This is a genomic window from Ruegeria sp. AF2, assembly GCF_056542025.1.
Genome location: NZ_JBQFZC010000006.1, coordinates 34,154 through 48,941 on the forward strand (window position 1 = coordinate 34,154; position 14,788 = coordinate 48,941).

Annotated in this window: 13 protein-coding genes and 1 tRNA gene; 1 reads left to right on the plus strand and 13 read right to left on the minus strand. The window is 60.8% G+C overall.

What is annotated here, in order from left to right:
- Positions 1–11: 11 nt before the first annotated feature.
- Positions 12–1,349: a TfuA-like protein gene (locus ACR0NM_RS17035; protein WP_480615828.1), complete on the minus strand. Its 1,338-nt coding sequence runs from the start codon at positions 1,347–1,349 to the stop codon at positions 12–14.
- Positions 1,346–2,539: a YcaO-like family protein gene (locus ACR0NM_RS17040; RefSeq protein ID WP_170514659.1), complete on the minus strand. Its 1,194-nt coding sequence runs from the start codon at positions 2,537–2,539 to the stop codon at positions 1,346–1,348. Before ACR0NM_RS17040 ends, ACR0NM_RS17035 begins: the two co-directional genes overlap by 4 nt.
- A gap of 160 nt (positions 2,540–2,699) precedes the next feature.
- Here ACR0NM_RS17040 and ACR0NM_RS17045 point away from each other — a divergent pair.
- Positions 2,700–2,775, plus strand: a tRNA-Thr gene (locus tag ACR0NM_RS17045).
- Between the two features lie 27 nt (positions 2,776–2,802).
- On the opposite strand, the gene ACR0NM_RS17050 is transcribed toward ACR0NM_RS17045, so the two are convergent.
- The 11 genes from ACR0NM_RS17050 to nirJ form a co-directional block, all read right to left on the minus strand.
- A complete protein-coding gene (locus tag ACR0NM_RS17050) occupies positions 2,803–3,699 on the minus strand; it encodes an FAD:protein FMN transferase (RefSeq protein WP_480615830.1) in 897 nt (298 codons plus the stop codon).
- Positions 3,696–4,211 (minus strand): nitrous oxide reductase accessory protein NosL, encoded by a 516-nt coding sequence (locus ACR0NM_RS17055; protein WP_170408064.1) that lies wholly within the window; start codon positions 4,209–4,211, stop codon positions 3,696–3,698. The genes ACR0NM_RS17050 and ACR0NM_RS17055 overlap by 4 nt, the downstream gene beginning before the upstream one ends.
- Complete coding sequence (locus tag ACR0NM_RS17060; protein ID WP_170513553.1) at positions 4,208–5,029, minus strand: ABC transporter permease; 822 nt, start codon at positions 5,027–5,029, stop codon at positions 4,208–4,210. The genes ACR0NM_RS17055 and ACR0NM_RS17060 overlap by 4 nt, the downstream gene beginning before the upstream one ends.
- Complete coding sequence (locus tag ACR0NM_RS17065) at positions 5,026–5,919, minus strand: ABC transporter ATP-binding protein (RefSeq protein ID WP_480615832.1); 894 nt, start codon at positions 5,917–5,919, stop codon at positions 5,026–5,028. Before ACR0NM_RS17065 ends, ACR0NM_RS17060 begins: the two co-directional genes overlap by 4 nt.
- The gene (locus ACR0NM_RS17070) at positions 5,909–7,165 is read right to left on the minus strand and encodes a nitrous oxide reductase family maturation protein NosD (RefSeq protein ID WP_480615834.1); all 1,257 of its coding nucleotides are present in this window, start codon (positions 7,163–7,165) and stop codon (positions 5,909–5,911) included. Before ACR0NM_RS17070 ends, ACR0NM_RS17065 begins: the two co-directional genes overlap by 11 nt.
- Positions 7,166–7,167: 2 nt before the next feature.
- The gene (nosZ, locus tag ACR0NM_RS17075; RefSeq protein WP_480615836.1) at positions 7,168–9,075 is read right to left on the minus strand and encodes a TAT-dependent nitrous-oxide reductase; all 1,908 of its coding nucleotides are present in this window, start codon (positions 9,073–9,075) and stop codon (positions 7,168–7,170) included.
- 15 nt (positions 9,076–9,090) lie between these two features.
- The gene (locus tag ACR0NM_RS17080) at positions 9,091–11,241 is read right to left on the minus strand and encodes a 4Fe-4S binding protein (RefSeq protein WP_480615945.1); all 2,151 of its coding nucleotides are present in this window, start codon (positions 11,239–11,241) and stop codon (positions 9,091–9,093) included.
- A gap of 17 nt (positions 11,242–11,258) precedes the next feature.
- Entirely contained in the window at positions 11,259–11,723 is a 465-nt protein-coding gene (locus tag ACR0NM_RS17085) for a DUF2946 family protein (protein WP_170625389.1), read from the minus strand.
- A gap of 102 nt (positions 11,724–11,825) precedes the next feature.
- Entirely contained in the window at positions 11,826–12,089 is a 264-nt protein-coding gene (locus ACR0NM_RS17090; RefSeq protein WP_170398115.1) for a hypothetical protein, read from the minus strand.
- Positions 12,046–13,599 carry a cytochrome D1 domain-containing protein gene (locus tag ACR0NM_RS17095; protein WP_480615838.1) on the minus strand — a complete coding sequence of 518 codons (1,554 nt, stop codon included), beginning with the start codon at positions 13,597–13,599 and terminating at the stop codon, positions 12,046–12,048. Before ACR0NM_RS17095 ends, ACR0NM_RS17090 begins: the two co-directional genes overlap by 44 nt.
- The gene (gene nirJ, locus ACR0NM_RS17100) at positions 13,574–14,788 is read right to left on the minus strand and encodes a heme d1 biosynthesis radical SAM protein NirJ (RefSeq protein WP_480615840.1); all 1,215 of its coding nucleotides are present in this window, start codon (positions 14,786–14,788) and stop codon (positions 13,574–13,576) included. Before nirJ ends, ACR0NM_RS17095 begins: the two co-directional genes overlap by 26 nt.

Sequence of the window (14,788 nt, forward strand, 5' to 3'; positions counted from 1 at the left end):
TTTCCCTCCCGTTATCCGCCGGCGTGCAGACCGGCTGCCAATCCGGGCTCTTGGTCAACCAGATCGCCACCAGCTTGGCAAAACATGAACTCGGCGGCAACCAAATCAACCAAGGCATCGCGCCCCTCAAGGCCAAGCCCGACCGCGTAGGAGTCAAGATCATCCGGCACCCTCTGGTCAAGACGTGTTTCAAAATACCAGATCAAGGCGCGCGTCCGGGTTGCAGCGTTGCTTTGGTCCGGCGGCAACGCCGCTTTGCGCTGCGCCCGGTCGCGCAACGCGCTGTAGTCGCCCGAGCGTCGAAGCTCGGCTAGCAAAGCGGCATCCATTGTCTCGGCCAGCGTTTGGATTGCGATATCGACACGGGATTTGTCGGCCAGCATCGCCTCGTACTGCGTAAGGGTCAGGTCATTTTCTTCCAGCCATTCAAGCAAATCCGCGTGGCGGGGCAGTCTGGCCTCCAGCCGATGCTCTGTCATTTGCTTGACCACGGCGTTTTTATCCGGCTCCAAACCCTGCCGGCGGGTTTCGTCTTTGGACAGCAAGCCTAACGCCGCGCGATCACGCAGATGCGCGTAGAGAACCGGATCAAGCCGCAGCTCATCCACTAGCGCCCGCGCCTCGCTATCCTGTTGTGCGGCTTCCCCATCCACACGAGCGCAGAGGTCACGCCAGACCAGCGTCCGTTCGGTGCGATGTGCGTCTGACACATTCGTTCCAGCATCCAGAAAGCGGGCCATCTCAGCCAGCATCGTGCGGGCGTCGTCCCCTTTCGCATCCACCTGCCCCTCGGGTAACCATCGTAGAAAGGGTTGCGGGTCCGAAGTGCCCTCAAGGATGCGATCCCAAACCCGGTCACGGTAGTGCAGGTCTTTCGCCTTTTGCTGCAACGCGTCGCCCGTCTCTGACGACAACACACCCGCTGTCTTGGCTTGCGCAATGGTGGCGCGGATCGAGACCATAGGCTCGCTCAGCGGTGGAAAGCCAAGCTCGGCAGGGCCGTGCAGCACCGCCACCTCGTCATCATCTTCGATGGCACCATTCAGGTAACCCTCAAAAATCTGGCCGATCCCGATCATCCCGAAATCCGCCAGCTCTGCCGCGCGCAGCGCACCCATGCTGGCACTGCCAAAGACCGGTATACCTTGCTCCAAGGCCCACAGGATTTCCTTGTGCCAGACCGAGGGCACCCCGTCGAAATACCCGTCTATAATCCCGATCGCACGCGGCTTTTCCCGCACTGCCCGATACACATCGCCCTGCTGAACCGGGGGTAGAATAGTGGCGTTCAGATGTTCGCGTACGGCTTCGACCCGTAGCGTCGGCCCGACAAAAACAACCACACTCATGACATCACCGCTCGCGCACGGGGGCCTGCGACAAAGTCGGGATCGTCATGGGGCGCTTCCAAGCCCGGTATCACCGCGCGCACCACTGCGATGTCAATTTCGGGTCGCGACAGATCAACAGTGACCACCTGATCAATGCCTGCCTCGGACAGGCGCGCCAGCAACAAAGACAGGTCATCCGTGAAAGATCCGGTCACGTAGGTTGGGCATTCGGTGAAATCACCGATAGGCGCCGAGCCATCGATCAGTTCGCGGATGTATCCGCTGCGCCAGTTCCGGGCAGTGTCCGAGAACTCTTCCGGGTCCAGATCATCCCGCGCGCCCGAGATATAGGTCAACCGTGTTTGCGCCGCCTCGGTCAGCGCCCGCAGCAGGGCAATGGCGCGATCCGGGTGGCAGCCGTCGCCGATGCCGATATGGCCCGTCGTGCTTCCGCCCTCACAGATCGCGCAGCGAAAGCTGGCGATGCCGATGTCCGAGGTCGTTTCCCAGATTCCCAAATCCAGCCCCGCCGCAGTAATCTGTTCCATCGCCTCAAGGCAACGCGGGTCGTCCACTGTACGGGGATCAACACGCGGGGTTGCGCCCCGGTGGTGCCACAGCGTTGTGGCGTCACGCTCGATCAACTCGCAGATCGCGTGGCAACTGGCTTCGGTCACGTTGTTACCGGACGCCAGCCCGTTTGTCGTTCGCGGAAACGCCCGCTGCCCAGCCACGGGCGAGGTGGTATAATCGGTGTCCACCATCTCATACGGCACCCAGCAGGGCTGGCCCGAGGGCAGATCGCGCCCCAGCACCCACAGTATCGCCTGATGAGGGTCGAACTGCCCGCCGGTGACGCTGGGCAGACGGTCGGCATCGATCACATACTCCACCGCCAGATCAGCAAAGCTGGACAGCCGTAGCGGCAGTTCGATCCGCTCTGCGTGCCAGGATTCAATCGCTTCCATCACGCCCGAAGCCCGGGCTGCGCTCAGCGACAGCCCCTTGCCCAGCGACACCGCGACCGAGCGCGAGTTTGGCCGCGTCACCATCACTGTCGGCAATCCAACCCGGTCCAGCCCCGTCAGGTTGGCGATCCGGGTTATGCCCATCTGCTTGAGAAACGGTTTGACGATGGCCAGGGTCTCTTCCGGGTCGCGCAGCCGGTGGGTGTCTAGCACATAAGACTTCTGCGAATTCCCGGACATCCAAATGACCTTGCCAAATATCTGATAAACCACCGTAACCCGCCGGGCGGATCATGTTGGCGTCAGGATGCGGGATGAATGCGTAGTGGTCAACCGCGCACCGGCCCGGCAATCCACGCTTGCATGACCCGCGCGCTGCCGTTAAACGAGCTTCCGCATCGCCTCAATAGCTCAGCTGGTAGAGCAGGTCCTTCGTAAGGACAAGGTCGGGGGTTCGAGTCCCTCTTGAGGCACCATCCTCTTACGACAAGTCTTACCCGCGCTCAGATACTCATCTCGATACGCGCGCCCGGAAAACGCGATATCAGCGCGTTTGTTTTGGCACGCGGGGTTACGCATAGGGCGGTTGAGAGCCCGTCTGCCAATGCTGCCTGCGAGGCTGAGATTGATACAGCCTGATAGGGCGCACCCAACCCTTTCGGGTTCAGGACATGCCCCTGATCGCCCTGCAGCATGGTGCCTTCGGGGGCCGAGGTTGCGACGGCGCGGTCCTGCAGTGTGATCCGTTTGGCGACAGCACCGTCGGGCTTGGCCAGCCCGACGCGCCACGGCTCGCCATTGCTCCGCTGGCCAAGGGCGGCGACTTCGCCCATATCCACCAGCACATCGCGCAGATCGAAGGATCGCATCAAAGCGGCAATCCGGTCAGTGATCGCACCTTGAGCAATCCCGTTCAGGGTAATCGCCGAGCGTCCGGGATGCGGCAGGCGGATCTCACCGGCGCTTACGTGAACCTTGTCCCAACCAATCGCCTGGCGTGCATGTTCCACTTGCGACCCCGCCGCGCCACTGGCGAGCGCTAGCCACAGAGGCTGGATCGTCGGATCAAACACCCCGCCCGAAGCGTCGTGAAGCGTGGAGCACAGGCTCAGCACCTCCAGCAGCTCAGGCGCCGGGGTGACCAGGTGGCCGATCCGGTTAAGCTGACTGATCTGCGAGTGCGTCCGGTAGAGGCTGAATATATCCTCCAGCCGATTCAGCTCTGCCTCGACCGCAGCAAAGATCGGCGCGGCCTGTGCGCCCGTCGAGCCTTCCAGCCTCAGGCTGGCGGGTGCGCCCAGCGCGATACCGCGCCATTGGGCGACGTTGCCAGCAGCAGCGGGTACGGCGGCGCAGGCGGCTGAGATGGCCAGGAAACGGCGGCGGGTCAGAATGGTCATGCGGGCGTCTCCAGCGCGAGGTTCAAATCGACGGGGCCCAGCACTTCGGCATCGGGAATATCAGACAGTGGCAGGGCGACGCCGCCATATTCGGCAATGAACGCCTCTGCCGCGGCGGGGTCGCCAAAGGGCACGATTTCGCGCGCACCCATGCCGCCGGCCACATCGGCGCCGACGACAAAGGTCGCACCATCGGCGGCGATCCAGTTGGAAATCCCCGGTTGCCGCCAGCTGGGCGCGACGCTCATGTCACTGACATAAACAGCGGTAATCTTCGCATCGCGTTCGGGGCTTTTCAGATAGGCCAGCATGTCGCGCACCTGCGCAAAGAACAAAGGCGCGGGATAGCCTTCCAGATGGATCTGCCCTTTGGGCCCGCCATGTTCCGCGATGTTCATCTGGCAGAAATAACTCAGCGCATCCGGGGTGAGATCAACCGGGTCGGGGGCCTCGGCCACCTCTTCTTTGCAGGCCGTCAACGCGACCAGAGCGATCAGGGCTAGGTATCTCATGGCTCAACTCTCCGAAATGCGAGACGCGCAAGGGCAAAGCCCAGCACCGGCCAGATCAGCAGCGAGGCGGGCGCGGCCCAGACCGGCAGGGCCTGCGCCGCCCCGGTCATGCCGGAGGCCATGGCAACGCCCTCGGTTGCGGCGATGTTCCACAAACGGAATGCGTCGGCCGGGTTGGCCACCATCACCCATGGAAAGACGGATTGGGTGAAGGTGCCGCCCTTGTCCATGACGACGGCCCCCAACAGGCCCAGATCATAGAGGACGACAAAAACCAGCCAGAGCCCGGCCGACAAACCTGCCGCCGCCGTGGCCCCCTTTGCCAGGGCGGACAGCAAGTATCCAAGCGCCAGAAAGACAGCGCCCAGCAGGATAGATGTGAGGATCAGGCGGACCAGAGCCATCAGGCTTTCCGGACCCGCGCCGCCAAAGAAGGCGGCCACTGCGCCAGCGGTGCCGAAACCGATGGTCATGGCAAAGGCCAGCGCGGCCAGATGGGCGGTGAACTTGCCCAACAGGATTTCTCCGCGTCCTGCCGGGTAAGACAGCAGCAGTGACAGGCTGCCGCGATCCACGTCGCCCGCGATGGCGTCAAAGGCGATCATCAGCGCCAGAAGCGGCGCAAGATAGACCGACAGCGTGGTCATCGAGGCCACCGAAACGGTCAACATGTCGACCCCCAGCGTGCCGGTTGGCGCGCTGCCTGCAAAGGTCAGCGCCAGCGCGAACAGAACCATGATCAACGTGGCGACCAACAGCCAGCGGTTGCGGCGCAGGATCAGCATTTCGGTGCGGGTGATGGCGAGGAAGCGGGTCATTGCAAATCCTCCTGTGCGTAGTGGCGATAGAGGTCTTCCAGCTTGGGCGGGGTCATTTCCACATCCGCCACCGCATCGCCCAACCCGGCGATCCGGCGCAGCGCCTCCATCTTGTCTTCGGGTGCGCAGAGCAATTCAACGGATGCCCCATTGATCCGGTTGCCACCCAGTTCGGCGGCCAGCACATCAGGATTGGCACTGGCGCGCACCTTCAGGCGGATCGGCAGACCGGCCAGAGCCGACAGATTGTTCAGGGTGTCATCAGCGACCATCCGGCCCTTGCGCAAGATGGCGATGCGATCAGTACGCGCCTCGACCTCGGTCAGCGCGTGGGATGCGATCAGAACGGCGGTGCCTTGGGCAGCCAGTTCGTCGATGATGGCGTACAGGTCCTGCCGAGAAATCGGGTCCAACCCGCTTGTCGGCTCATCCAGCAAGGCCACTTTCGGTTGGCCCAGCAGCACCTGCGCCAGACCCAGACGTTGCCGCATGCCTTTGGAATAGGTACCGATCCGGCGGTCCAATGCGTCGCTGAGACCAACGCGCTCCAACAGGCCAAGCACGTCGGCCTTTGCACCTGAAAGCTGCGCAAACAGGGTCAACTGCTCACGCCCGGTCAGCGCGGGATGAAACGACACCGCTTCAGGCAGATAGGCCGTCTCGCGACGCGCCTGCGCGCTGCCGGGGGTGGCGTCTCCGATCCGAATGGCGCCACCATGGATCGGCGTCAGGCCGAGGATGGATTTGATCAGCGTCGACTTGCCCGCACCGTTATGGCCCAACAGCGCAACGCGCTGACCGGGGGCAAGAGACAGGGTGATATCGTCAAGAACGCGGTTTTTTCCACGGTCCTTGAGAACATGGTCGATTGACAGGGCCTTATCCGTCATGAGGCACCTTTTTCATAGCTGGGGGTTCAGGGGCTTGCATCAATGGGTTGCTGTCCATCACACCCCCCGGCAACAGCGCCGGGAAGGCCGATTGAGACCAGCGCACCAGCTGCACGGCAGGGGAGCCGAGCAACAATTTTGCTGAGGGTTGGGTCCACAGCACATGGTCCATACTGTCATTGGGGCGATAGGGGGCATCGGCAATGCCGTTGCCATCCACATCATAAGCGGCGAAATCGGACCAGTAGTTGCCGCGCCCGTCTTCGGACCACTCGACCCATTTGGTCGAGACGTATTTCACCTGCGTCCGGTTCCCGATGAATGAATTGCCAACGATGCGGTTGCGCTCGCTGCCAGCGGTAAAGTGGATGCCGATGCCGCACCCCTCAAACCAGTTATCAGTGAACTCGTTCTTGTTCGAGTTATAGAGGAAGGTGCATTTCTCTTTCGCACCTTTCACAACGTTTCCGGTGATGGTGCTTTTGTTGGCATAGTTCAGCATGACGCCATGTTCGCGGTCGCCGATCGAGACGTTGTTGGCGACTGTCACATTGGTTGTGAACATCACCGCATAGCCTAGATCGTTGCCGATCGAGACATTGTCGCTGACCACCGAATTGTCGGCATACATGTAATGCACGGCAAAGCGCAGGTCGCGGAACAGGTTGTTGGTGAAGGTGTTCTTCTTCGACGAGTTCACAAAGATTCCGTCGCGGCCATAGCGGATATCGTTGTCCTCAACCACCGCACCCGGCGCGTTCCAGACATAGACGCCATTGCCACGCTCGTTCATGCGCTGGTCTTGCCGCCCTTCAATCCGGTTTCGCCGGACGATACTGTCCTTGGCCCCATGGATGTCGATGCCATAGAGATTGCCTAGCAGCACATTGTCTTCGACCACCGGCGCATGGGCCGTCTTGGTCAACTGGATGCCGCTGTCGATCCCGTCATGGTCCGAGCCCGATCCGATCACCGTCAGCCCGCGCACGGTCACACCCGGCCCGGTCACGGTGATGACGCTGCCTTCGCCTTGTCCGTCGATGGTGGCCTGTCCCAGCCCGTCAATCGTGACGGGCCGGTCCAGAACCAGCGTTTCTGTGTAAACGCCGGGGCTCAGGCGGAGGGTGTCCCCATCCGCCGCCTGCGCCAGTATCTCGTTGATGGCCCCTGCCCGGTTGGGCACATCCCAATCCGCCGCCCAAAGAGGCGAGCCGAGCAGGAGCGGTATGAGCAGGGGCCAACGCATGGTTACGCGCTCCGCGGCTCAACGAACATCCGGCCGCGCATCTCCATGTGCAGCGCGTGGCAGAACCACTGGCAATAGAACCAGTGCACGCCCGGACGGTCGGCAATGAAGGTGACCGAGGCGGTGGCCTGCGGCGCAACCTCCATCGCGATGCCGAAGTTCGACAGACACAACCCGTGGGTCACGTCATCCACGTCATCCAGGTTGGTGACATACAACGTTACCTCGTCACCCTGTTTGACGGTGAACTTCTCAAGGCTGAACACCGGCGCGGTCGAGGTCATGTAGACCCGCACCTTGTTGCCATCGCGGATTGGCTCCTCGGCGCCCTCTTCAAGGTCCACACCATCGGCGGCAGCCTGCTGGCGCGCTTCTTCCCACATCGGGTCGTTGCGGTCCCAGACATTGACCGGGTTCACCTTGGACCGGTGCACGAGGATCGAGTCATGCGGTTCCGCGAAGGTCGGGCCGTCATGGACCACCTTCATCTTATCGCCCGAGATATCGATCAACTGCTCGTTTTCCGGCTTCAGTGGTCCGACGTTCAGGAAGCGGTCTTTCGAGAACTTGTTCATCGAAATCAGCCACTTGCCATCAGCCTCAGCCGTTTCGCCCATCGAGGTCGAATTGTGGCCCGGCTGATAATGCACATCCACTTTGTCTAGGATCGGATCAACATCCGCACCACCGTAGGCTTCGATGGCCTTGGCGATGTCCCACTTCACCACCTGGCTGTCCAGGAACAGGGTGGTGTAGGCGTTGCCCTTGCCGTCAAACGCGGTGTGAAGCGGGCCCAGACCCAGCTGCGGTTCCGCCACGATGGCCGAGCGTGGATCGGCATTGTCGGCAAACAGCGCATCGACCTTTTCCACATCGATTACCGACACGGTCGGAGACAGCTTACCGTTGATCATGATGTGTTTCTTGTCGGGTGCTGCGTTCACACCATGCGGCGAATTCGGGATCGGAATATACCGCGTCAGGTTGCCACCGGCCGCTTTGCGCCCGTCCACGACCTTGACGCCGTTCAGTTCCTGATAGTTCCCGGCGGCAACAGCGTCTTCGATACCCTTGAGGTTGAACACGACCACATGGTCCAGCTCATTCTCGGTCATCTCGGCAAGGTTCATCCCCATTTCCGAGTTGTACGAGGTCGAGAACGCGTATTTGCCCTGATAGTCGCAGTCGGTGTTGTCGAGGTTGCCCGACACCATCACCTGCCATGCGATCTCCATAGTATCACCGTCGATGGCGGTGAAGATGTTCACGTATTGCGACGGATCGTCGAGGATTTCGCCATCATTGACCAGCGGTGCCTCGTGTTCGCCATTGGCGAAGATATAGCCGGTGCGCGGGTATTTCTGCGGACGCAGACCGTGGATGTCATGCGCGTTCGGGATTTCGATGATCTTGTCGCATTTCATCACGTCGCAGCGGATGCGCGCGACGCGTGTGTTGGCCTTGTCATTCATGAACAAATAGCGGCCATCATAGGTGCCATCGGTGAAGGACATGTGCGGGTGGTGCAGGTCGCCATTGTCATAGGTGACTTTGCCATTGGCGGCCAGGTACTGCTTGGTCTCGGGCAGCAGCCCTTCGGTCAGGATCTTCAGCGACTCGTTGGTCTGGCCCCAGCCGGTGGCCGAGCAGCGGTTGAATACCGGAATGCGCATCAACTCGCGCATCGACGGCACGCCGAGGATACGCACCTCGCCGGTCTGACCCGAGGACCAGAAGCCGTAATATTCGTCCAACTCGCCGGGCTCCAGCGCGGCATTGGCGGCGGCGCTGGCCTCTTTCGCGGTCATCAGGGTGCTGCCCAGACCGGTTCCGGCCAACACGGCGCCGGTTGCAGATGCACCCAGCAGTCCGCGGCGTGTGACGTTCAGTTTCTTATCGTGTTCCGACATGATCGTTCCTCCTTTTTAGGAAACGGTTTGCGGTTTGGCGTTCGGATGGTTCGCCGGTGGTTGTCCGAGGGGGGTTTTCGGTTGAACCGACCCTGTCTTGGCCCGCCGTTTCAACTGGCGGATAACGACGGGACATTTGTCCTCGGACTGGTAGAGCACCTGACAATGCAGGCAGGTGACGCACTCGTTCGGATTGATCTCACCGGTGGGGTGGATCGCCTGAACGGGGCATTCGTTGGCGCAGGTCTGACAGGGGGTGCCGCAATCCTTGTAGCGGCGCAGCCAGTCGAACATGCGGATACGGGCAGGGATCGCCAGCGCACCACCCAAGGGGCAGAGATAGCGGCAATAGAACCGTTCGATGAACAGCCCGATCCCCAGCAGGGTCAGCGCAAAGACCACGAAGGGCCAGTCGCGCATGAATTTCAGAATGATCGCGGTCTTGAACGGCTCGACCTCGGCATAGGTTTCAGCCAGCGGGATCGAGACAAAACTGATCCCGAACAGCACGAGGAAGATCATGTATTTCGCGGGCCAGAGCCGCTCATTCAGGCCCCAGGGCAGTGTCCATTGCGGCACCTTGAAGGCCCGCGCGATCTTGTTGGTCAGTTCCTGCAGCGCGCCAAACGGGCACAGCCAGCCGCAATAAGCACCCCGACCCCAGAACAGCAGCGCGGCAGCGACAGCGAACCATTGGATGAAGACCAACGGGTCCAGCAAGAAGGCATCCCAAGAGAAGCCGGTGCGCAGACTGCCTGCCAGCGCCATCAAGTTCACCACGCTCAGCTGCGCATTGGCGTACCAGCCGATGAAGAACAGCGTCATGGTCAGGTATCCGATGCGGAACCAATCGAAGACGCGGGCGTTCATGGTGGCGTGGAACTGGAAGAAGAATGTCGCTGTCAGCACCAAAAGCATGACGCCCAGCACCCCGATCTCAACCGTGCGATCCTTCCAGATGCGTTTCCAAAGCGCGGCCTTGGCTGCTGCCTCGCCGGTGGCGTCATCGACGACTACAGGGGCCGTAACGGGCAGCAGATACTGCTCGGGCAGTTTGTAGCCCAGATCGAAGGTCAGAAAGGTCTTCTCAACCGCGCCCACAGCCCGCTGCGCCAACAGTTGCAGGCGGAAGGGCTCGGCCGGATCAAACTCGGCCTCAGCGGGGATCTTGAAGATGTCCAATTCCGTGAAGCTTGGGGCATCGGGTGCCGCAACCTTGCCCAACCGGCGCTGCTGCTTGTCGAAGAATCGCACCGAATTGTCGCCTTGGATCAACTGAATCCGGTCGAAAATCCCGCCCCGGACATAGCCCGAGCCCTTGAAGCTGTAGGCCCCACGCCCCAGCACCAGAATGGCCTGCTCGCCTTCGTCCAGCCAGTCGACCATGTTTTGATATTCGGCCTCACCCAGCAGCGACTTGCCGATCGACGGCACGGATACCAACGCCATATGCATATCAATATAGGTGTCATCTGGTTCGCCGGGTTCAGGGCGTTTGATGGCGCGCTGATCTCCGGTGGCTTCGAACGCAGCGTTGACCTGCCCGATATCCAGCGTTAGTCGCCGGACCGAGCCGTCGCCGGACAGGGTGGTCCAGTCGTATACCGCATCCTGCGCCAGATCGACTTCGCGTTTCGGCCCATCGGCCTGCAGCGGAGACAAACCGCCCAACCCCAGCGCCCGCGCCACCTTGATGCCGCCGCGCACAAGACTGTCATCAATCACCATGATCGTGACGGTGGCCCCCGAGATGATATCGAGGTCATGCCCCTCACCGCCGGTTTCAGCCTCAACCTTCAAGTCCAGACCGGCATAGCCTTCGGTCAGCTCAACCATGCGCGCGTTGGGGATGCCAATCAGAACGATGGGCTCCGAGTGTTTGACCAGTTGCACACCGGTCAGCACCGCTTGATCATCGATGGCGGCGACCACATGGATCGGTTTGCCGGAATAGCCGGTGGTGCCAACGAAGTCAGAGGTTAGGAAGGCCCAGGCAACGGTCTCGCCGGCCTTCAGAACGGGTGCAACCGGAACGTCATCGCGGACCGGCCCAATGGCATCAGCACCGGGGGCCAGATCGGCGGGTTCAATCTCGGGCAGGAAGCTGGCAAGGCTGTCGGCATGGGCACTGATCGCCATCAGGCAGGACAGGGCAAGGGCCAGCATTATATGGATTGCGCGACTTACGACCACGGCGCACCTCCGATACTTAGGGTGGACACCATGGTCGCGCGCAGGGCGCGTTCAGCAGTTTCTTGGGTCGGGCGCGGAGGTCCCCGGGTTTCGGGCCACAGCTTATGCGACTTGTACAACATGGAAGATTTGCTGTTCTGAAGCTGTACAACACGGAAGTTTCCGATTTGCGGTATCTGCACCAGCTCGGGTGCGGGCGCTGCACTGGTGACAGCGCACAGCGCGCAATCGGCGCATTTTGGGCAGTACGCGGTCGGGTCTTCGGTGTCCTCCTCAAGATCAACTTCAACCCAGACCGCGCCGCCTTCCGAGCAGATCTCCATCCAGACACTTTCACCGGGACTCGCCAGCACCGGTCCAAAGGCCTGCAACAACAGAAGGAATATGCCTGCCAACCCACATGCCGCGCGAGTTGCGCGTACAGGGAGATTGTGCAGAGGGATCAGGGCAGGCATGGAGTCTCCGACTCGGAAAGCTATGCCTTTGGGGTATTGGATTCTACCGAGTCGCGACTTGACTTAGGTTAGGTGAAGCAAATTTCTGATTTTCTTTTCAAATCAATCGTCTGCCTCATCCATCAGGCCACGCACCCAGCGCCCTGCCAGCCATGAGGCGGGCACGCCCAAGGGGATGGACCATAAGATCGCAGGTACTGGTTCAATCGCACCAAACCCCGCGCTGTGCAGGATCAGCCCAGCCAGAAACAGGTTGATGGCCACGGTCAGAGCCGTGGCCGGATAAAGCAGGATGGCCAGCTTCCAGACCGGCCATTTGCCTTCAGTGGCTGGTGCCTTCCGAGAAGGTGATTTTGTTCCAGACATTGTACTTCCCAGACGGTTTGCGCATCGGCAGGCGGCGGACCTCTTCCAGCGTTTGCGCGTCATAGACGATCACCGCGCCGTCATCTTCCCAGATCGAAACCAGCGCGTGACTGCCATCCTTGGTGAATTCTACATGCGCCACGGTCTTACCCGGCGCGGGGCGCAAAGTTCTCACGATTTCAAGGCTTTGCTTGTCGATCACGTGCATGGCATCCTTGTTCGGGCCAAAGAACACATCGGCCCAGACGTAAGGCGAGTTCTCATGGCTGCGCATGAAAAATCCTGGCCCTTCGGTTTTGATCCGCTTGACGGTTTCCCATGTTCCCATGTCGATCACCGAGACCGTGCCATCGGTCAGATGCGGCGTCGCGATCACGGTGGTGTCGCCCTGCTGCCAGGTGATCCCCGAACCTAAGTGAGGCATCCCCGGCAGGTCCAGATCTGCGATCTTATGACCGATCACCAGATCAATCACCTGCCCGCCCTTGCCATCACGCGAGGCGCCCATAACGTATTCATAACTTTGATCGAAAAAGAAATCGTCCAGATAATCAGGCGTGGTGATCTTGCGCACGGGGAACGGGTCGGGGTTCTTGAACTGCCCCTCGATGCGGAAATCGTGGCCTATACCGGATTGCGGCGGGTTGGCCCCGTAGAACACCTCCCAAATCTCGGGGACATCCTTCAGCGCCAGAACAAAGCTTTCGCGCGGCGGTGCCTGATAAACGGCGGAAACACGGCTGGGAACGCCCTTTTTGCTTTTGACTTCAATGACTTTCGCGACCGACAAGTCCTCTGTCGACAGCAGGGTCAGTGAGTTCGGTAAATAGTTCGCTACTGCCACCCATTTGCCGTCACCCGACATGGCGATGTTGCGGCTGTTTAACCCCGCGCGCACGCGGCCCACCTGTTTCAGCGCCCAGATATCATATTTCTGCACCCAGCCATCGCGCGACATGATGAAGACATAGCGCCCATCGGGGCTGAACTTCGGCCCACCATGCACGGCGAACGGGGTTTCGAACCGATCCAGAACCTCGAACGTATCGCCGTCCAGCACACTGACATGATGATCGCCTGTTTCCACCACCAGCGTGATGTTCATCGGGTCGCTGTCCCAGACAGGCGCGTCAACCGATACGTACTCATCATCCAGAGTCCGGCTGGCCATGATATCGGCCTCGCCCCATTCGGGATCGGTCTCCAGCGGAGATTTCAACCATCCCGCCAGTTCCTCGATCTGCAACGCGTCCAACTCGTGCGAAAACGCAGGCATCTGGGTGGCCGTACGCCCTTCGGCAATCACCGCCGCCACGCGTGGCCCACGCATCCGTTTCAACGTATCGGGGATCAGCGCCGGACCGACCCCACCCAGACGGTTTTCACCATGGCATGAGGCACAGAATTCGGCATAATCCAAAGGTGCATCAGCCCAAGCTGCGCCGGTCAGCAGCAGCGAGCAGAATGTGCCGATTTTCAAGGTGTCAAAAGAATTGATGCGCCGGATCATGGCTTTTCCCTCGGAACGGCGTGACCTGCAGACGCTCGCCTGCGCCCTGCACGCCGATTTCTTCGTTTGATAGATAGCAGGCCGGGTCCTCGGCCCACGGGTCGCCGGTCAGTTGCAAGGCACGGATGCGGGTGTTGCCACCGCAGACATCCTTTAATTGACAGGCCCCGCAACGCCCCTTCAAAGGACGCGGACGGGTACGCAGCATGGCGAGCATCGGGTCATCGCTGGTCCAGAGTTCCGAAAACGATTTGGTCTTCACATTGCCAACAGTGTAATCGGACCAATAGGTATCGGGATGCACGCGGCCGAGGTTGTCGATATTGGCCACGCCCAAACCGCTAGAGTTGCCACCCCACGCCGCAAGATGTTCCCGCACATTGGCAGCTTTGTCATGGCCGAAATGCGACCGAACCCAGTTCAGGAAATACCCGGCATCGGCATCGTTATTGCCAGTCACGATATCCAGCGGACGACCGCCTGAGACGGCTTCCCACGCGCGTTCCAACAACAAATCCAAACCTTTACGGGTGCGCAAATGCTCGGCATCCTCGCCTCGGTTCTTGTCACCGCGCCCGGCATAGACGAGGTGAGACAGGTAGAACTTGTCGACACCCTCATCGTCGCACAGTTGCAGCAGGTCAGGCAGGTGATGTTGCGTACCTTCGGTCAGGCAGAACCGCAGGCCCACCTTGATACCGCGTTTCTTACATTCGCGTACGCCGCGCAGAGCATCGGCAAAGGCGCCTTCGACGCCCCGGAACCAGTCATTCGTGGCCCCGATCCCGTCCAGCGAAATGCCGACATAGTTGAAGCCCACGTCGGCGATCATGTCGGCGGTTTCGTCGTAAATCCGCGTACCGTTGGTCGACAGTGCCAGCATCGGCACCAGATCGCGAGCGCGTTTGGCGATGTCGAAGAAATCGAACCGGTCCAGCGGTTCCCCACCCGAGAGGATCAGGGCCGGGACGCGGAATTGGCCCAGATCCTCAAGGGTTACCATGGCTTGCTCGTGACTGAGCTCACCGGGGAACGCGACATCTGCTGAAACGGTGTAACAGTGGCGGCATTTCAGATTGCAGCGCCGCGTCAGGTTCCAGATCACTACCGGCTTCACCGGGCCGGGACGGCGTCTGCGCACCGGTGTCGGTTTGACGAGCTGCTGCATGTATTCGGTCAGGCGGAACAT

Excerpts from the sequence above, each read along its gene's own strand:
- ACR0NM_RS17050 (WP_480615830.1), bottom strand. The coding sequence starts at position 3,699 with ATGACCATTCTGACCCGCCGCCGTTTCCTGGCCATCTCAGCCGCCTGC.
- nosZ (WP_480615836.1), bottom strand. The coding sequence starts at position 9,075 with ATGTCGGAACACGATAAGAAACTGAACGTCACACGCCGCGGACTGCTG.
- ACR0NM_RS17065 (WP_480615832.1), bottom strand. The coding sequence starts at position 5,919 with ATGACGGATAAGGCCCTGTCAATCGACCATGTTCTCAAGGACCGTGGA.
- ACR0NM_RS17085 (WP_170625389.1), bottom strand. The coding sequence starts at position 11,723 with ATGCCTGCCCTGATCCCTCTGCACAATCTCCCTGTACGCGCAACTCGC.
- ACR0NM_RS17040 (WP_170514659.1), bottom strand. The coding sequence starts at position 2,539 with ATGTCCGGGAATTCGCAGAAGTCTTATGTGCTAGACACCCACCGGCTG.
- ACR0NM_RS17080 (WP_480615945.1), bottom strand. The coding sequence starts at position 11,241 with ATGCTGGCCCTTGCCCTGTCCTGCCTGATGGCGATCAGTGCCCATGCC.
- ACR0NM_RS17090 (WP_170398115.1), bottom strand. The coding sequence starts at position 12,089 with ATGTCTGGAACAAAATCACCTTCTCGGAAGGCACCAGCCACTGAAGGC.
- ACR0NM_RS17055 (WP_170408064.1), bottom strand. The coding sequence starts at position 4,211 with ATGAGATACCTAGCCCTGATCGCTCTGGTCGCGTTGACGGCCTGCAAA.
- ACR0NM_RS17095 (WP_480615838.1), bottom strand. The coding sequence starts at position 13,599 with ATGATCCGGCGCATCAATTCTTTTGACACCTTGAAAATCGGCACATTC.
- ACR0NM_RS17035 (WP_480615828.1), bottom strand. The coding sequence starts at position 1,349 with ATGAGTGTGGTTGTTTTTGTCGGGCCGACGCTACGGGTCGAAGCCGTA.
- ACR0NM_RS17060 (WP_170513553.1), bottom strand. The coding sequence starts at position 5,029 with ATGACCCGCTTCCTCGCCATCACCCGCACCGAAATGCTGATCCTGCGC.
- ACR0NM_RS17070 (WP_480615834.1), bottom strand. The coding sequence starts at position 7,165 with ATGCGTTGGCCCCTGCTCATACCGCTCCTGCTCGGCTCGCCTCTTTGG.
- nirJ (WP_480615840.1), bottom strand. The coding sequence starts at position 14,788 with ATGTTCCGCCTGACCGAATACATGCAGCAGCTCGTCAAACCGACACCG.